This window comes from Gilliamella sp. B3172, assembly GCF_026536465.1.
Lineage (GTDB): Bacteria > Pseudomonadota > Gammaproteobacteria > Enterobacterales > Orbaceae > Gilliamella.
The window spans coordinates 160,423-178,334 of record NZ_JAFNOA010000002.1 but is presented as its reverse complement, the minus strand read 5'-3'; the positions used below and the strand labels follow the sequence as shown (position 1 = coordinate 178,334).

The following is a 17,912-nucleotide window of genomic DNA, read 5'->3' as shown; positions in this document are numbered from 1 at the left end:
ACCTTATTTACGTTGACTTAATACCGCTGTTTCATATTGACGTACTTCTTCGAGCCATTGGCTGCCGACAGGTACATCGTTTAATTGACAATACTTATCCCAAACCGCCTGCCATGGTAACGATTTTTGCTCTTCTAAAAGCGCCAGTCTTGAGGTAAAGTCTCGTTCACGTTCATACTGTTTGAGTTTTTCGGTCGGCTCAAGCAGGGCTTTTAATAAACATTTTTTCATATTGCGGGTACCTATTACCCAAGCGGCAATACGGTTAATTGAGGCATCAAAGAAATCTAAGCCAATATGTACGCGATCGAATAAGTTGTTACGGATGATCTCACTGGCAATGTTTTGGGTTTCGTCATCAAATAAAACCACATGATCGCTATCCCAACGAACCGGGCGGCTGACGTGTAATAATAAGTGTTCAACAAACGGCATTACTGCGGAGATCTTATCTGAAATCACTTCGGTTGGATGAAAATGCCCGGCATCTAAACATAGCGCCGTTTTACGTGAAGTTGCATAGGCTAAATAAAATTCGTTTGATCCGGCAGTATAAGACTCAAGCCCAATACCAAATAGTTTGCTTTCAACCGCATCAATATGATATTTGGGATCAAGTTTTTCACTGATGATTTCATCAATGGCTTGAACTAAACGTTGTCTAGGCGCAAACTTGTCGACGGTTATATCTTTCATGCCGTCCGGTAGCCAGATATTCATCACCGAAGGGGTGCCAAGCTCTTTGCCAAAATATTCTGAGATTTTACGGCAAGCTTTACCATGATCGATCCAAAACTGACGAATTTCATCATCGACATGGGTTAACGTACCTTCATTACTTAGAGGATGAGAAAAGTAAGTTGGGTTAAAATCAAGTCCAATATGCTGTTGTTTCGCCCAATTTACCCAATTAGCGAAATGTTCCGGTTTAATTTCGTTACGATCGACTTTGTGATCAGCCTCTAAATAGCATGCATGTAAATTTAATCTTTTGGGACCTGGGATCAGGCTAAAGGCTTTATCTAAATCAGCTCTTAACTCATCGGCATTACGTGCTTTACCCGGATAGTTGCCGGTTGCTTGAATGCCGCCTGTTAATTCACCTTCTTGTTTTTCAAAGCCGGCGACATCATCGCCCTGCCAGCAATGCACCGATATCGGTAGCCTTGCCATTGCGGCGATTGCGGCATCGGTATCGACACCTAGCTGCTCAAATCGGTTTTTGGCAATTTGATATGCCTTTTCAACTTCACTCATTTGATGCTCCTTAATTCAATATAAAATCATGTTAATTAATTAGTTAGCCATGTTGCGGGGATAATAAATGTCAGTTTTAAAATTATGCGTGATGATCTGGCGTAGCTGTTTAACATCCGCAATATCACCTAAAGAAATGAGTTGGTAACCAACATTACCCAGTGCAGATGACTCAATCGGTCCGGCAGTAACACTAATTTGGCAAAGATCAGCACATAGCTGATTTAAAAATGCGTTTTGACAACCACCCCCAACAATATGTAACGTTTGGATAGGCTGTTTTATTAAGCTTGATAGTTCGGTTAGGACTTCCCGATATAACAGCGCTAAACTATCGAAAATACAGCGAACCAGTTCTGCTAAGCTTTGCGGCTTAAGGCCGTTATGTTCATGACAGAGTTGTTTTAAGGTTTCAGTCATGGATTCTGGGTTTAATAGTCTGGAATCGTTAGGATTGATAACATGTTTAAAAGCGGGTTGTTGCTCAGCTTGCTTAATCAATGAGCGAATATCATTTATTTGGTGTTCGGCGCAAACGCGTTGAAATAACCATAGTCCCATAATATTTTTTAATACCCGATAAGCGCCATTAACGCCCCCTTCATTGGTGATGTTGGCTTTTAAAGCGTGCGGCTCAGTAAAAGGTTGTGATGATTCAATGCCCATTAATGACCAAGTGCCCGAACACAAATAAGCACTATTGTGATTGTTGATAGGTGCGGCAATCACTGCGCTGGCGGTATCATGACTGGCGACAGCAATCACCGGAATCGGATCGCCTTTGGGGCTTTTCCAAGTGCCGACTTGATTACCCGGCATAGTAATTTCACCAAACCATTTACGGGGTAAACCAAGATAGTTCAGTAATTCATCATCCCAATCATGACGGGTGACGTTAACTAACTGGGTTGTTGTTGCATTGGTGTATTCCCGGTTAAGTTTGCCGGTAAGACGATAGATCAGATAATCGGGGATCATCACTAAATCGGTCACTTGTGCTAACCATGACGGATTTTCATTCATCATGGCTTTTAGTTGATAAAGGGTGTTGAAGGTTAAAAACTGGATGCCGGTTTTTTGATAAATCGCCTCAGCGCCCAATTCAGCTTGAACTTGTTCCATAACGCTATCAGTACGATGATCGCGATAGGCATAAGTTGGCCCAACAATCTCGCCGTTGCTGTCAAGCAAGACATAATCCACTCCCCATGTATCAATCCCGATGCTGTCAAGTTTGATATTTTGCTCAACAATTATGCTTAAGCCGTTTAATATTTCTTGCTCTAAATAATTCAGATCCCAACAGTAATGTTTATCTATCGCTTTAAATCCATTACTAAATCGATGTATTTCACTCAGCGTTAAATCTTCCGTTTGCTGATCAAAACTTGCCAACATTACACGACCGCTTGATGCGCCTAAATCTATTGCAGCAACGTATCGAATTGCCATTAAATCTATCCTCATTATTGGTAATGAGCACAGTTTAGAAAACTAATGTGAGTGACACTTTTAATCGATTGCCATTGTTTTGCACTTATTGGCAAAATATTTAAAATCTATGTGATCTAACGCACAAATTGTCGATTTAAGGGCATTTTATACATTCGTTATAAATATTGTTATAATGAAATATTACTAAACTAATTTGAGAGTTTTCTATGTTAAATCAGTTAAAAGCAATGATTCAGTATCTTCTTCCTAAACAGATGTTAACCGTTATTTTTGGTTGGCTGGCAAAAAAACAGTTGGGCATCGTGACAACGTGGATGATTCAAGGCTTTAGTAAGCTGTATAAAATCGATTTGAGTGAAGCTCAAATCAGCAATGTCAAAGAGTATAAAACCTTCAATGATTTCTTTGCTCGTGAACTAAAACAAGATGCTCGCCCTATTGATGCTTCAACCAATTCAGTGGTTATGCCGGCTGACGGAGTTATCAGCCAATTTGGTACAATTCAAGACAATTTATTGTTACAAGCAAAAGGGCACTTTTACACGTTAGATTCACTGCTTGCCTGTCATCCTGACATGATTAAGTTTTTTAAAAATGGCGCTTTTGCCACCACTTATTTATCGCCAAAAAACTATCACCGCTTTCATATGCCGTGTGACGGAACTTTACGGGAAATGATCTATGTGCCCGGTTCGCTATTTTCGGTCAGTAAAGCAACCACTGAATGTATTGCGAATATCTTTGCTCGTAACGAACGTGTGATTTGCCTGTTCGAAACCGATTTTGGACCTATGGCTCAAATTTTAGTTGGCGCAACCATTGTTGGAAGTATTGAAGTTGCTTGGGAAGGCCTAATCACCCCTCCACGTGACGGAATTATGAAACGCTGGACTTATTCGGGCGAGGTGAAATTGTCCAAAGGCGAAGATATGGGCTGTTTCAAACTTGGTTCAACAGTGATTACGTTATTTGCTTCAAACGCCATTGAATTTGACAGTCATCTTAAAATTGGTGATCAAGTTCGTGTAGGCCAAAAATTAGCAGAAAGGATCTAACTTTATGTCAATGCGTGGTTTTTTATGTTGTTTGTTCCTGCTCTTTTCATCCATTGCTGTTGCTCAAGAGAGTATGTTGGTAATTAATAATGAAGATGAACTTTCTGCTATTATTAATGAATTGAATGAAAAAAACGATGATCTTCGTCAAAATTTGGAGTACCAAAAGACTCACTTAACCAGCATTATTAATGAACAAAACAACATCACCACGCAAATTTCGCATGTTCAAAATACGTTAGCAACCTTAGCTGAACAAGGCGAGTGGTTAAGTTTTTCAACAGCGCTTGGCGAAACCTTACGTCAACAATTATTGCGCCTTCCGGAAAAACCAAAATCACAGCCTTTAGATGCCGAAATTGCTGAAGCTAAAGTTCAGCAACTTAATTACACTAACACCTTATCAGCATTAGCTAACTACCCGACATTAAACGGCTCATTAGCTAATGTAAAAATTGCCAGCCAATATCGACGGCTACTTCGTGAACAAAGTGAGCTTCTCAAAACCTTAATCTCCGGTACCGATACCACGATTCTTGAACTCACTAAATTAAAGATTTCTAACAAACAACTGACCAATGCCATTGATGAAGTGAACGAGGCGGCACACCGCTACTTTTTCTGGGTAGCTGATGTCAACCCTATTTCGCTAAACTTTCCGGTCAATCTTGCTAAAGATGTGGTTTATGTCATTTTTTCAATTGATACGTTAACTCAACTCTATAACGCCAGCAGTGAAGTATTGACGGCACCAAAACCACTCTTTTTATTGGTTTTGTCGCTACTGTTTGTGTTTACCCACTTCAAGATGCGCAATAAATATTACGAATTTTTAAACAAATCAGCTTCACGGGTGGGTAAAGTGACGCAAGATAGTTATTCGTTAACCTTAAAAGTGATTATTTACTCCTTAATTATGGCATTACCTATCCCGATTTTGTGGGCGGTATTTGGTTATGCCTTGCAAATTAATTGGGATTATCCTGTCGCTGTCGCTTTGGGTTATGGGGTTAATGCCGCTGCGCCTATTTTATGGGTGTTTATCATTACTGCCCATTTTGCCGCTAAAAATGGGCTGTTTATTACTCATTTCGGCTGGTCAAAACGAAATGTCCGTGAAGCAATGAAATATTATCAACTTTCGGTTTGGGTCGTGATTCCGTTAGTTATGATTGTGATGAGTTTTGATCAATTTAATAACCGTCAATTTGCCGCAACGATTGGTCGCACTGCATTTATTATTTTATGCTTTGCATTAGTGTTTATGACTAACTCAATTCATCGTGCCGGCGTACCACTTTACATTGATAAAAAAGGTTGTGGTGATAATTTATTAAGCCATATTTTATGGTTTATCTTATTAAGTGCCCCATGGTTAGCCATTATTGCCGCTTGCTTAGGTTATCTATCTACCGCACAGGTTTTATTGGGGCGTCTTGAAGCCTCGGTGATTATCTGGTTTGGTCTGTTAGTTATCTATTTTATGATTCGTCGCTGGATGTGGATTCAAAAACGAAGAATTGAATTTGAACGCACCAAACAGCGCCGGCTAGAAAGAATGCAACGAGCCAAAGGTCAGGAAGAAGAGTTATCTCAGGTCAATAATGACGGTGTCGATGAGCCTGTTATTGATTTGGATGTGATTAGTGCTCAGTCGTTACAATTAGTGAGATCAATTATTATGTTAATTGCTCTCATTAGTATGATACTGCTTTGGTCAGAACTCCATTCAGCGTTCGCCTTTATGAATAACATTAAATTGTGGGGGACGACGATTATTGTTAATGGAACAGAAGCGGAACAATATATTACCCTTGGTGCGGTATTTATTGCGATTTTAGTGATGACAATTACCATTCAACTGGTTAAAAACTTACCGGCTCTTTTAGAGCTGGGCATATTACAGCACTTAGATTTAGCGCCCGGTACCAGTTACGCCATATCGACCGTTTCTAAATATATTATTTTAATGATTGGTAGCATGATTGCTTTTTCATTTATCGGTATTGATTGGTCTAAAATACAATGGCTTATTGCCGCCTTAGGTGTTGGTTTAGGTTTTGGTCTTCAAGAAATATTTGCTAACTTTATCTCAGGCCTAATTATTCTATTTGAAAAGCCGGTACGTATTGGTGATACCGTGACTATTCGTGATTTAACCGGTAACATTACCAAAATTAGCACCCGTGCCATTACTATTGTTGATTGGGATCGCAAAGAGATTGTGATGCCAAATAAGGCGTTTATTACTGAACAGCTCGTCAACTGGTCGCTATCGGATTCCATAACCCGAATTGTACTGACGATTCCCGCAACCATTGATGCAGATAGCGAACTGGTTATAAAACTATTACAGCAAGCATCTGATGAGTGTGAATATGTGCTTAAAGATCCGGAGCCACAAGTATTTTTAGTTGATATTCAAGAAGGTATTCAGTTATTTGAGTTACGTGTTTTTGCCGCTGAAATGGGGCACCGCATGCAACTACGTAGCGCTATACATAAATTGATACTCGAGGCGTATCGTCGTCACCATTTAACATTACCATTCCCACCATTGCAAACCAATTTAGAAGCGCTTGGTCGCAAAAGTGGGCGTCGCAGTTATACCGTTGGCACCATTTAACCAAATAGGGTTTCTAACCAACGCATACCGAAAGCGCCGGGGGCAAGTAACACAAAAGCCCAAATCGGCGCTGAGGTGACATTAGCCAAATTAAATTTTGTCGCTGGCATATGCATCGTACCAGCGATAAGTGGTACTAATGCCCGTAAAGGGCCAAAAAAACGACCGATAAAAACGCCAAATGTGCCGTAACGAGCAAAAAACTGTTCGGCTCGATAAACTAATTTTGGGTGTTTATTCAGTGGCCATGCGTTGATCACTTGCTGATGATAATGTTTACCTAACCAGTAAGAGAGCCAGTCACCAAAAATGGCGCCCAACGATGCCACAATCAACACCGGAACAAATGACATAACACCAGCGCCAACCAGTGCACCGGCACCTAATAAAATTGCAGTTGCCGGCACCAGTAAAGAGATAATCGCCAATGACTCACCAAAAGCTAATAGAAAGATAATCGGCAAAGCCCAGACTTGGTGTTGTTGAATAAACTGCATAATTTCATGGGTAATTTCGTGTATTGACATAAGTTTAGTTGCATTAAAATATTGTTAACGATGCTTCATTTTAACATATTAAACCGTGTACGCATCTCAATAAGTCATTGATTGGTAGAACCTTATTATCTTCAATTTTCGTTGATTATTCCGTACTTTCTATTAATTATATCCTCAGTTATTATATTTAACTTACTAATCTCATTGACAACATCAAGATCAAGAGCCAACTATGACAATCGGTATTGAAACACTTACAGTTAATAAATTTATTGCTGCCAAACAGTTGGCACCTGAGTTAGATCAGTTAGCCATAGAAATGCCGGTAGCCCTGATTTATAACGGTATTTCCCACGTGGTGATGATGGCATCGCCTAAAGACTTAGCGTATTTTGCTATTGGTTTTTCATTAACCGAAAAAATTATTACCGCAGTGACGGATATTTATGGCATTGATATCAACCCTACCCCGCAAGGCATTGAAGTACATATTGAACTCTCATCAAGACGCTTTGCTGAACTAAAAAACAAGCGCCGCCACTTAGCTGGCCGAACCGGTTGTGGAATTTGTGGTAGCGAACAGATCGAACAAGTTTGTCAATTTATCCCAACGTTGCCAAACAATCACCGGATTAACTTATCTGATTTTACAAACTCGCTGGCAAGTTTGGAGCAAGTGCAGCTTGTCGGGCAGCAAACAGGTTGCACTCATGCAGCGGTATGGCTCGATTTACAAGGAAACTTTATTGCCGGGTTTGAAGATATCGGTAGGCATGTGGCGTTAGATAAACTATTGGGCTATCGAGCCAAACAATTACAGCAACAGCCTGATCATCCGGCAGGTGTGATTTTGGTCTCCAGTCGAGCCAGTTATGAAATGGTACAAAAGAGTGCTATTTGTGGTATTGAGATCTTACTTGCTGTGTCAGCAGCAACATCGATGGCTGTAGAGCAAGCCAAACAAAGTAATCTCACATTAATAGGATTTTTTCGAGGTACTAAAGGCGTTGTCTATAGTGGTGGTGAGCGGATTGAGGGGTTTTAAACATAATAAAATCCGTAATTGAATAGATATTTAACAGACAAATCACTATGTGCAGTTAAACTAAATTAATTTTTAGCCTAATAATTTGATTTATATGATTTAATACTTGAAATAGCACAAGGCGAATACGCTTTAAGCAATAATCAACTTCCCTTCTTTTAAGAAGATCATCATAATATACGCCGAAATAATAAATACATTGTTTTTATTATATCTTTTTATGTGATCTTTTTCTCGTTTTGAGAAAAAGCAGATTATTTATATCATTTCTTATGACATACTAAGTGATATTAATAATCATCATTCAAATTGCTAATGTTAAATTTATCTTAATTTAGCATTCTGATTATTTATAAGTTTTAGGTGGTTATTTTTATCACTTAGCGTTATTTATTAGCACATATTAAAAATGAAAAGGTACACTCATGCATCAAACAGCAGATATACAACAAGCGGTTAACTATATTCAACAACACACCGATAAAAAACCAACTATCGGCATTATTTTAGGCTCTGGTTTAGGTCCATTTGCTGATACTCTTGAAGATGCCGTTCGCATAGCATATGACAATATCCCACATTTTGCTCAATCGGCTGCGGTCGGTCATGCTAATGAATTAGTCATTGGTAAAAGCGGCGGTAAAACAGTGGTTGCGATGAAAGGACGTTTCCATTATTACGAAGGGTTTTCTTTAGATCAAGTGACTTTTCCTGTTCGTGCAATGAAAATGCTGGGCGTTGAAAAGTTAATTATTACTAATGCCTGTGGTGCCGTTAATACCAGCTTTAAACCCGGCGAACTGATGTTAATTACCGATCATATTAATTTAACTGCCAATAATCCATTAATTGGTCCAAATAACCCTGAGTTAGGGGTACGCTTTTTAGATGTTAGCGAACTTTACAACAAACAGTTACGCGCTACCGTCCTTGACGTTGCTAAAGAACTCAATATTACTTTACAACAAGGTGTCTATGCTTGGTGGACGGGTCCAACTTACGAAACGCCGGCTGAAATTAGAATGATTCGTGTGTTAGGCGCTGATGCTGTGGGTATGTCAACCGTACCGGAAGCAATTGTTGCTCACCATTCAGGTATCAAAACTATTGGTATTTCGTGCTTAACCAATATGGCTTGTGGCATTTTAGATCAGCCATTAGGGCATGAAGAGGTGATTGAAACAGCCGAACGTGTTAAAGCAACTTTCTTACAATTAATTACCAAAACTATCGAACGTTTTTAATTATTCGTTTTTATTATTTTGAGTGGTACAAGCCGTACACACTTATATTATGGATAGCAAACATGAACATAAAAGATAGATTAAAAATAATGTTGTTTTTCCAATATTTTATTTGGGGAAGCTGGTTAGTTACTTTTGGCTCCTATCTGTTTAAGACTTTACACTTTTCAGGTACGGAAGTCGGGATGATTTTTAGCACAAAAGGATTAGCTGCGTTGATTATGCCATGTATTATTGGGATTATTGCCGATAAATTTGTTCAAGCAAAATATCTCTATATGCTTTGTCATTCAATTTGTGCAATAGCGCTTTTTTATGCTGCTTCGGTCGATAATTCCACTGTATTATTTTGGGTCATGCTGTGTAATGCCCTTGCTTTTATGCCAACTATCGCCCTTTCAAACTCGATTAGCTATCATTGTTTAGATAATAGTAAGCTTGATACGGTTACTGTTTTTCCTAAAATAAGAGTGTACGGCACCATTGGTTTTATTATCGCCATGTGGATGATAAGTTTACTCAAATTTGAACTTAGCAATGCACAACTTTATGTCGCATGTGCGGCATCGGTAATACTGGTATTGTATAGTGCAACCTTGCCAGACATTGCAATTAAAAAAGATCCTAAGCAGTCATGGGCTGCTCGATTAGGTTTTGATGCTTTCGTTTTATTCAAGAAGCCGACGATGGCGGTGTTTTTTCTGTTTGCCATGTTACTCGGTGCGATATTACAAATCACTAACACTTATGGTGGCGCTTTCTTGCACGATTTTGATAGAATACCGGAATTTAAAGATAGCTTGATTGTACAATATCCGGCTATTTTACTTTCGGTATCTCAAATGGCGGAAGTCGCTTTTATTTTGACGATCCCATTTTTCCTTAAAAAATTTGGCATCAAAAAAGTAATAATGATCAGCATCATTGCTTGGACTTTAAGATTTGGTCTTTTTGCATTTGGTGATCCAACACCATTTGGCTTTGTGCTTTTGATGTTATCGATGATTGTTTATGGTTGCGCTTTTGACTTTTTTAATATTTCCGGTTCGATATTTATCGAAAAGGAAGTGAGTTCGAATATTCGGGCGAGTGCGCAAGGATTATATATGACAATGGTCAATGGTATTGGCGCTTATTTAGGTTCTATTTTAAGCGGTATTGTCATTGATATGTATACGCATGATGGTGTTAAAGATTGGCAATCAATATGGCTAATTTTCGCTTCTTATGCGCTGATTTTAGGTATTATATTTTATTTTACATTCAACTATGACCATAAGAAAACTGAAACTGCGTTGTAATAACTTCCCAGTCAAATTATTGCGCTAAGCGCAATTGCTTATATTCTATTGTGATCATTTAGGATTAATTTATTAATTATTTTAGAGCTACAGAGGCATCCTCTGTAGGCTCTTATTTGTTTGTGTGTCGAAAATGTTATCGGCAATGTGTTAAAAGTACCGTTTTATAAGTACAGTTTTTGAAATATAGAGTTTTTTAAAGTAACGAGATTTAACTATGAAAGAAAAATTTTTAGGAGGACTATTAGTATTTTTAGGCGCTTGTAGTTTTGGTGTGCTCTCTTCGATTGTAAAAACCGCGTATAAAGCGGGTTATTCATTGGGTGAAGTAACTGGTGTACAATGTTTTTTAGGAATGCTAATTTTGTGGGGTATTCACCTTATAGTCAAAACACTTCACAAATCTAAATCCAATTCAGAAAAAGAACTAAATCAGCCATTAACCAAAAAATGGAAAGTTTGTGCGGTGGGGATTTTCCCTGGTTTAGTCGGTATTTGTTATTATCAATGCGTTCAATTGGTACCCGCTTCGATTGCTATCATTTTGTTAATGCAGTATCTATGGATCAGCGTGATTATTGATTTTGTCATTTTCAAAAATAAACCATCATTTATTCAAATTGTCACTGTCATTGTCATTATTGCTGGAAGCGCTTTAGCAGCAGGTATTTTTAATGAAGATATTCGATTAAACTTGTTTGGTTGTATGTTTGGGCTATTAGCCGCCATTATGTACTCCTTATTTATTACTACCAGCAGTAATATTGGCAATGAATTACCTAAGCTTGAAAAAAGTGCATTGATGATTACCGGTGCTTGCATTGTGACGTTTTTGATTTTTCCGCCGATGTTCTTTTTCAAAATTAATATTCATGATCAACTCTATCAATTAGGTTTTTTACTAGCTTTACTCGGCACAGTACTACCCCCTTTTCTGTTTTCGGTGGGCATTCCCAAAATTGGGATTTCATTTAGTGCGATTTTATCAGCGGCTGAATTGCCGGTTGCGGTAACCTGTTCTTATTTCTACTTGAAAGAGTCAGTTTATTTTAATCAGTGGGTAGGCGTGTTAATTATTTTATTGGCTATCGCCTTACCTAACTTAATCCATATCAAAAAAAGACCCTAATTAAACAGCTTTAAGTGTGGTTAATCAAACCACACTTATTACTGGAATCTTACCTTAATCATTTGCAGCAACCACATTAGCGCTCAATCAATAATGATAGGGGTGATTGTTTGAACTGATTTTTTAACCAATTGATAAAAATATCAACTTTTGGATTATATTTGCCCTGTGATTTACAGACATAATAGCGCTGAGAACAAGGAGCTTCCATATTTGGAAAAGGCGAAATTAATTGACCTGTTTGAAGATATTTTTGGACAAGGAGTTTTCGCCCCATTGCGATTCCAACATGATTTAAGGCTGCGGTTATTGCATAATCTGATCGGTCAAATAGCATATTTTGCATTTTGTTTAAATCACAAGCTAGCGAGAAATAGTTAGTCCACGCCTCCCACTCGGCAAAATTGGAATCGTAGCCATTATTTTGGTTGTCATGTAAAAATATGCATTTGTGAAGATTATCAATGTTTTCATGTAAGTCATGTTTGACTGCATAAGACGGCGTACAAACCGGCAAAATACTTTCGTTCATAAGATGTTCACAAAGCAATTCATCATAATGGAGATCATCATAATAAATTGTAAGATCAACTCGATGCTGGCTAAAGTTAAGAATCTTATTTCCCGATAAAATATTCAACGAAATATAGGGATAATCTTCAATAAACATCGATAATTTAGGGATTAGCCACTCTTGAGCAAAAGACGGACTGGAATAGATAGTTAGCGCGCCAGAGAGTTCTTGATTTTTAATCTCTAATATTTCTTGATTTAGATTATTGAGTGAACTTTTTACTACGTTAAATAAATTATTTCCATCGCGAGTGAGCGATATTCGGCGATGAAATCGTTTAAATAATTTGAAGTTAAGTTCTTCTTCTAATTTATTAATTTGATGACTTACCGCACTTGGGCTGATACATAGTTCTTCAGCTGCCAATGCAAACGATAGGTGCCTTGCGGCTGATTCGAAAGTATGTAACTTTGATAATTGATAGCGGTTGATAACACGATTCTTATTCAGATATTTATCTTCATCGTACATTTACAGCACTCCTATTAGAGCATTATAAAAAATATTACCTAAAAACCTCTTATCCTTACTTAGATACCTACACTAATTTCTTCATGTTGAAGCGTGAGTTAATTTTATGATCTAGATCACATATTTGAAACAATCTAGTTCATGTTAAGTTCATAATTGATCATTTGTCAAATACTGGACAAAAACTTGTAAAAACACTAGCATTTATAAACTAGAAAGATAACATTTTTAATAAAAAAACTTAACTGAGATTTGATTATTTTTTGTATTATCTTTTAGTGAAATTCAGTCTTTAAATATAGCTTCACCTTAGTTTATAAGTATTGTTATCGAGTGTTATTCAATAAAATAAAAAGGAATGAAGTAATGTCACCAGTAGGTATTGAAAAGTTAATACGCCGTCCCCACATAATAAATAATCTTTTATTTTTAGAAGAACTTGTTTTATTCTGTCAAAAACAAGCAAACAAAATTAAAGTTGTTTATTTTTACATTTTTTTGAAATATTGCTTTAATTTTTATTTTATAATTCAAAGAAGCTCATTCAATATTTTATTAACAAATTCAGGAAGAAGAGATAATAAAATGGATTGCACCCTAAATGCTCAATTTCCTAAAAATTTTTACTGTTTAAAACAATTTTATTTGTTTTGAAACGCGATATTTTTATTTGTTAATTAGTCTCTTAATTGACTGTTTACAAGCTGCTTTGAAATAGTAATAAATGTAATAACCTATTAAATTATGAGTAAATGATTAGTTTGATAGCATGATTTTCTAAATTTAATACGGATGTTTTTGTTAGCTTAATTTTGTACAGTTAATGTCTAAGATATGTGCAATAAGAAATTCAATTATTGTGTGTATAGATATCAATGTTTAATTTGTTTTAGTTAGATTCTCGTTAAGTCGTAGTTTTAATGTAGTTAGGACAAATTCAAACGGAGTTGTAAACACATGTTTTAAACATCATCTGCTTGTAGCAAAACAGGCAATTAATAGCATTAATTAATGGAGGGTATTGAGGAACAATTTATTTCTGTTTAATTTTTTTAAGTTGGGTTGTAACGGTAATTAAAGTGGTTTGTTAATCGATGTTATGAACCACCATTAGTTCTAATTTCTAAAAGTAAATAGTAGTTAATTTTGAAATCTTGATTGATTTCATACTGAAACGTTATGTAAAACTGAAACATCTTTACCTAAAAGTAACAATTTTTATTCAATATATTGTTGTTATTTTTATACAATATTAAAAAGGAAGTTACAGAATGAAGACACAGAAAAAACCTTTATTTACGTTAGTACATAGTAATGATGCAATTCCTGAACACAAAACCTTAGCCTATTTAGATCCAACGCTAAATTATTATACTGATCATATTGATGAGATTATTGGGTTACGTATTAAGGAGCTGAAATTACGTCATTCTGAATACAAGGAGTATCATGATAGTAACAGCTCAAATAACAGTGGCGGGTTTTCGTTTATCTTTCGTGAAATATTTGAGTCTGAACACCATGCTAAACAAATTGGCATGCTAAAAGATGAAATTGCAATTGAAAACGAATCGAATAAGGTTAAGCAATTACTTAATACTCGATTAAAAGAGTTAGCAAAAGCTTATCCGGAATTACAACTTAATCTTAATGATGTGGATGTGATACCCACTAAGATTAAAGAGTATCTTTTTGCTCCACCATTAATTTTAACCGAAGACAATGCAATTATGCTTTGGGACGATTAAAAATTTATATCAGTAACAATACAACAATTGTTATAAATCATAATCTACAGCAATAATATGCTGTAGATTATTTAAATAGTGAATCTTTTGTTACTCATATTCAATTAACTATTAAATGCACTTTCACCATGACTATTGATATCCAATCCTTCACGCTCTTGCTCTTCAGGAACACGTAAGCCGACGCAAAGATCAGCGATTTTATACGCGATAAAGGCAACCACGGATGTCCATATAACACAGGTGATAATACTCATCAATTGAACACCCACTTGGCTTAACATATTGGTATCTTCGCTATAACCTAATCCACCTAATGATTCTGATGTGAAAATTCCGGTTAGTAAACAACCGACGATCCCACACACCCCATGTACACCAAAGACATCACAGGTATCATCAACTTTTAAGATACGTTTTAGTGATGAAACGCCCCATACACCGGCAAATCCACAAATAAGACCAATCAGCATTGCTCCGCCAACACCGACAAAGCCGGCCGCTGGAGTTATCCCGACTAATCCGGCAATGACACCGGATACTGCGCCTAAACATGAAGGTTTGCCACGTAATACCCATTCGGCTACCGACCATGCTAAAACCGCTGCGGCGGTGGCAGCTACCGTATTGATAAAGGCAAGACCGGCTATTTCATCTGCATGAGTTGACGATCCGGCGTTGAATCCAAACCAGCCAATATATAAGATTGCAGCCCCCAGATAAACATAAGGTAAATTGAACGGTTTAAGTGGTTCACGGTTATAACCGATTCGATTTTTAATCAGATATGCGCCTATCAAACCGGCAACGGCAGCATTTATGTGTACCACCGTGCCACCGGCAAAATCTAATGCGCCTTCATCACCTAATATTCCGCCGCCCCAAACCATATGTGCCATTGGGATATAAGAGAAGGTGAACCATAAAACAGTAAAAATTAATACGGCTGAAAAACGGATCCGTTCAGCAAACGCGCCTAAAATTAAACAACAGGTTATACAAGCAAATGAGCCTTGAAAAGCAATCCAAATAAGTTCAAAAATGGAACCGGAGATATCGGTAATCCCGACACCAATTAATAAAAAGTGCTCGAAATTGCCAAAAAACCAGTTACCTTCACCAAATGCTAAACTATATCCGTAAACAATCCAAAGTACTGCAATTAACGAAAAACTGACTAATACTTGTGATAACATCGATAGCACATTTTTAGAACGCAGTAATCCTCCATAAAATAGCGCTATTCCCGGAACAGACATAAACAGTACCAGTGCAGTACAGATCATCATAAATGCATTGTCCGCTTTATCGACTATCAAAATTTCATCAGCAAAGGCAGGACAGGAAAGCAATAACCCAATTGGAAAAATCAACTTTTTTAACATAACAATATCCTTAACAATGACTAAAGTGCTGCTTCATCGGTTTCACCGGTACGAATTCGTACCACATGTTCAAGAGCGGTAACAAAAATCTTACCGTCGCCTATTTTGCCGGTATGTGCCGCTTTAGAAATGGTGCTTATCACCTCTTCTAACTGCTCATCATTAATGGCTAGTTCTATTTTGACTTTTGGCAGGAAGTTAACATTGTATTCTGCGCCTCGATACAATTCAGCATGCCCTTTTTGGCGACCAAAACCTTTAACTTCGGTCACCGTTAAGCCTGTTATACCTATGTTGGACAGTGATTCTCGGACTTCTTCTAACTTGAATGGTTTAATAATGACGGTAACTAATTTCATTCATTGCTCCTCATAAATATGATAGATAAGCAATGTAATGCAAAGTACATGCCATAAATTAATGTGCTTTATCTTTGCCAGAAATAGCAGGATATATTGATATCAAGTTAGCTTGCTATTTCGCCAATGAGGCAGATATGCAAGTTTACTACGTTAGAAAGCTAAAGCTGCGGCTTTAGCTTGATCGTGAGTTTTATTTGCGCACTAATATAGTGCAGTGCTGTTTTTTGGTGCCCACTAAAATCAATTTATTTAGAACGTCACCATTAATTTACGATATTCATCATAGGCAAAGTGGTCTGTCATCCCACTGATATAGTCTTGAATCAATCGGCAACGATAATAAAATTCCCAGCAAGCATAATCTGGCTGTTTGATATTGTGTTTTGTCACAGCTTGTTGATAAGCGACACGATGTTTTGATGATAATTTATGATACAAGCGTGTTTCGATAGGATATTTTTTGTGATTGCCATCTTGAACCAGTTTTGTAAAATCGTCGGTTGGCATATCGAGTAAAGGGCTGTAGATATCTAATAATCCGCTTATAATTCGATAGCCTTGCAGTTCAATATTTTCCACTGATTCATGATTAAAAATATGTTCAACCCCAACAGTTTTAAAAATATTAAGCAGTTTATATTCGGCATCATGATCTTCCAGTAAAGCATGATTAAATGAGCCGTGATAGATTGCTTCGATATTTTCAATGAAACGTTCAGCGGCATGCGGAACAAGTCTACCTATTGTATTGACACGTAAATACATAAAGAATTGATCTATGCCTATGGCTTCAAATTGGTTTTGTTTTAGGTTTTCATAAGGGCGGTTTACCACATAATCGAAGAGATCGCCTTTTTTAACAGGCCCCCACGCCTCTTTTAAAGAGTGATATAACTGTTGTACCGTTAAAATTTTCTTTTCAACGGCATCTTCCAAATCAGCAATACAGTATGAGATATCATCGGCTGCTTCCATAATATAGGTAAGCGGATAACGATGAAATGGCTGGATATCTAACTGCTTTGACATCTCTAAGATAAAAGGTTCTTCAGATAAGTAATAACCGGGCTTTTTCATTAAATAGGCAAACTTATCGGGTACTGGTGATGACCAATATGCCGGCTTAGAATATTTAAGTATGGAAGCAATTTGCGAATAAGTTAAATTGAGTTTTAATATTGTGTGAACTAAACGGATCGCTTGAGCATTACCTTCAAAATGGCAGAGATCTTGACGAATCTTTTGTTTTAGTTGGCGGATGTCTTCATTGTCACTGGCATACTCTTCAAGCACTTTATAACGGCTCTGTTTATCGATGCCTAAACGTTGTGTAAACCATTGGTTAATCGCCGCTTCACCAAAATGACCAAATGGTGGGTTACCAATGTCATGCATTAAACACGCCATTTCAACCAGCGTTTCAATCGACATAATCGATTTATCAAGCCCGTATTTTTTCAATTGCCCGGATTTATTTAAACGATCAAGTATCTCTTTGACTATGTAACGCCCAACCTGTTGGACTTCCATTGAGTGAGTTAACCTTGTACGCACAACCGAATTACGTTCTAATGGAAATACTTGAGTTTTTTGTTGTAGGCGTCGTATAGCCGCCGAGTTGATAATTCGACCACGATCACTTTCAAATCGACGTAATACAGCATACTCATCGTTTAGCGTTTCACACTGTTTGCTACTATATCGTTGGTAATTAATTTTTTGATTGAAGTCGATCATGGTACATTCCTTTGAATTAAATTGAT

At 37.1% G+C, this 17,912-nt stretch carries 14 protein-coding genes and 1 pseudogene; 8 read left to right on the top strand and 7 right to left on the bottom strand.

Annotated elements, in window-relative coordinates; all coding sequences use genetic code 11:
- Positions 1 to 3: 3 nt before the first annotated feature.
- Both J3U37_RS03520 and rhaB read right to left on the bottom strand, forming a co-directional pair.
- A complete protein-coding gene (locus J3U37_RS03520) occupies positions 4 to 1,257 on the bottom strand; it encodes an L-rhamnose isomerase (RefSeq protein ID WP_267373386.1) in 1,254 nt (417 codons plus the stop codon).
- A 39-nt stretch (positions 1,258 to 1,296) separates the two neighbouring features.
- Positions 1,297 to 2,709, bottom strand: coding sequence for a rhamnulokinase (gene rhaB, locus J3U37_RS03515; RefSeq protein WP_267373385.1), 1,413 nt, complete (start codon positions 2,707 to 2,709; stop codon positions 1,297 to 1,299).
- Positions 2,710 to 2,918: 209 nt separating this feature from the next.
- Between rhaB and asd the strand changes: the two genes are divergently transcribed.
- Positions 2,919 to 3,767 carry an archaetidylserine decarboxylase gene (asd, locus tag J3U37_RS03510; protein ID WP_220219258.1) on the top strand — a complete coding sequence of 283 codons (849 nt, stop codon included), beginning with the start codon at positions 2,919 to 2,921 and terminating at the stop codon, positions 3,765 to 3,767.
- Between the two features lie 85 nt (positions 3,768 to 3,852).
- Positions 3,853 to 6,393 (top strand): annotated as a pseudogene (mscM, locus tag J3U37_RS03505) (miniconductance mechanosensitive channel MscM); the annotation flags it as partial.
- Here mscM and J3U37_RS03500 read toward each other — a convergent pair.
- The gene (locus tag J3U37_RS03500; RefSeq protein ID WP_220219256.1) at positions 6,390 to 6,920 is read right to left on the bottom strand and encodes a DedA family protein; all 531 of its coding nucleotides are present in this window, start codon (positions 6,918 to 6,920) and stop codon (positions 6,390 to 6,392) included. The pseudogene mscM and the gene J3U37_RS03500 overlap by 4 nt on opposite strands.
- Before the next feature lie 202 nt (positions 6,921 to 7,122).
- On the opposite strand from J3U37_RS03500, the gene fdhD reads away from it, so the two are divergent.
- The 4 genes from fdhD to J3U37_RS03480 all read left to right on the top strand — a co-directional run bounded on the left by fdhD (position 7,123) and on the right by J3U37_RS03480 (position 11,609).
- Positions 7,123 to 7,935, top strand: a complete 813-nt coding sequence (gene fdhD / locus J3U37_RS03495) for a formate dehydrogenase accessory sulfurtransferase FdhD (protein ID WP_267373384.1) — start codon at positions 7,123 to 7,125, stop codon at positions 7,933 to 7,935.
- 425 nt (positions 7,936 to 8,360) lie between these two features.
- Positions 8,361 to 9,179, top strand: a complete 819-nt coding sequence (locus J3U37_RS03490) for a purine-nucleoside phosphorylase (RefSeq protein ID WP_267373383.1) — start codon at positions 8,361 to 8,363, stop codon at positions 9,177 to 9,179.
- Positions 9,180 to 9,241: 62 nt separating this feature from the next.
- On the top strand, positions 9,242 to 10,480 hold the full coding sequence (locus J3U37_RS03485) for a nucleoside permease (protein ID WP_220219253.1): 1,239 nt from the start codon (positions 9,242 to 9,244) through the stop codon (positions 10,478 to 10,480).
- 217 nt (positions 10,481 to 10,697) lie between these two features.
- Complete coding sequence (locus tag J3U37_RS03480) at positions 10,698 to 11,609, top strand: EamA family transporter (protein WP_267335895.1); 912 nt, start codon at positions 10,698 to 10,700, stop codon at positions 11,607 to 11,609.
- 76 nt (positions 11,610 to 11,685) lie between these two features.
- Here J3U37_RS03480 and dsdC read toward each other — a convergent pair whose 3' ends face one another.
- A complete protein-coding gene (dsdC, locus tag J3U37_RS03475) occupies positions 11,686 to 12,654 on the bottom strand; it encodes a DNA-binding transcriptional regulator DsdC (protein ID WP_267373382.1) in 969 nt (322 codons plus the stop codon).
- A 366-nt stretch (positions 12,655 to 13,020) separates the two neighbouring features.
- Between dsdC and J3U37_RS03470 the strand changes: the two genes are divergently transcribed.
- Positions 13,021 to 13,308 (top strand): hypothetical protein, encoded by a 288-nt coding sequence (locus tag J3U37_RS03470; protein WP_267373381.1) that lies wholly within the window; start codon positions 13,021 to 13,023, stop codon positions 13,306 to 13,308.
- Between the two features lie 617 nt (positions 13,309 to 13,925).
- Positions 13,926 to 14,402 carry a hypothetical protein gene (locus J3U37_RS03465; RefSeq protein WP_220219249.1) on the top strand — a complete coding sequence of 159 codons (477 nt, stop codon included), beginning with the start codon at positions 13,926 to 13,928 and terminating at the stop codon, positions 14,400 to 14,402.
- A gap of 104 nt (positions 14,403 to 14,506) precedes the next feature.
- Here the strand turns inward: J3U37_RS03465 and amtB are convergent, their stop codons facing one another.
- The 3 genes from amtB to dgt all read right to left on the bottom strand — a co-directional run bounded on the left by amtB (position 14,507) and on the right by dgt (position 17,886).
- Positions 14,507 to 15,787, bottom strand: a complete 1,281-nt coding sequence (gene amtB / locus J3U37_RS03460) for an ammonium transporter AmtB (RefSeq protein WP_267373380.1) — start codon at positions 15,785 to 15,787, stop codon at positions 14,507 to 14,509.
- A 20-nt stretch (positions 15,788 to 15,807) separates the two neighbouring features.
- The gene (gene glnK, locus J3U37_RS03455; protein ID WP_220219247.1) at positions 15,808 to 16,146 is read right to left on the bottom strand and encodes a P-II family nitrogen regulator; all 339 of its coding nucleotides are present in this window, start codon (positions 16,144 to 16,146) and stop codon (positions 15,808 to 15,810) included.
- Positions 16,147 to 16,398: 252 nt separating this feature from the next.
- Positions 16,399 to 17,886 (bottom strand): dGTPase, encoded by a 1,488-nt coding sequence (gene dgt / locus J3U37_RS03450; RefSeq protein WP_267373378.1) that lies wholly within the window; start codon positions 17,884 to 17,886, stop codon positions 16,399 to 16,401.
- Between the last annotated feature and the right edge of the window lie 26 nt (positions 17,887 to 17,912).

Excerpts from the sequence above, each read along its gene's own strand:
- J3U37_RS03490 (WP_267373383.1), top strand. The coding sequence starts at position 8,361 with ATGCATCAAACAGCAGATATACAACAAGCGGTTAACTATATTCAACAA.
- asd (WP_220219258.1), top strand. The coding sequence starts at position 2,919 with ATGTTAAATCAGTTAAAAGCAATGATTCAGTATCTTCTTCCTAAACAG.
- dgt (WP_267373378.1), bottom strand. The coding sequence starts at position 17,886 with ATGATCGACTTCAATCAAAAAATTAATTACCAACGATATAGTAGCAAA.
- rhaB (WP_267373385.1), bottom strand. The coding sequence starts at position 2,709 with ATGGCAATTCGATACGTTGCTGCAATAGATTTAGGCGCATCAAGCGGT.
- amtB (WP_267373380.1), bottom strand. The coding sequence starts at position 15,787 with ATGTTAAAAAAGTTGATTTTTCCAATTGGGTTATTGCTTTCCTGTCCT.
- dsdC (WP_267373382.1), bottom strand. The coding sequence starts at position 12,654 with ATGTACGATGAAGATAAATATCTGAATAAGAATCGTGTTATCAACCGC.
- J3U37_RS03470 (WP_267373381.1), top strand. The coding sequence starts at position 13,021 with ATGTCACCAGTAGGTATTGAAAAGTTAATACGCCGTCCCCACATAATA.
- J3U37_RS03500 (WP_220219256.1), bottom strand. The coding sequence starts at position 6,920 with ATGTCAATACACGAAATTACCCATGAAATTATGCAGTTTATTCAACAA.
- J3U37_RS03465 (WP_220219249.1), top strand. The coding sequence starts at position 13,926 with ATGAAGACACAGAAAAAACCTTTATTTACGTTAGTACATAGTAATGAT.
- J3U37_RS03485 (WP_220219253.1), top strand. The coding sequence starts at position 9,242 with ATGAACATAAAAGATAGATTAAAAATAATGTTGTTTTTCCAATATTTT.
- fdhD (WP_267373384.1), top strand. The coding sequence starts at position 7,123 with ATGACAATCGGTATTGAAACACTTACAGTTAATAAATTTATTGCTGCC.
- J3U37_RS03520 (WP_267373386.1), bottom strand. The coding sequence starts at position 1,257 with ATGAGTGAAGTTGAAAAGGCATATCAAATTGCCAAAAACCGATTTGAG.
- glnK (WP_220219247.1), bottom strand. The coding sequence starts at position 16,146 with ATGAAATTAGTTACCGTCATTATTAAACCATTCAAGTTAGAAGAAGTC.
- J3U37_RS03480 (WP_267335895.1), top strand. The coding sequence starts at position 10,698 with ATGAAAGAAAAATTTTTAGGAGGACTATTAGTATTTTTAGGCGCTTGT.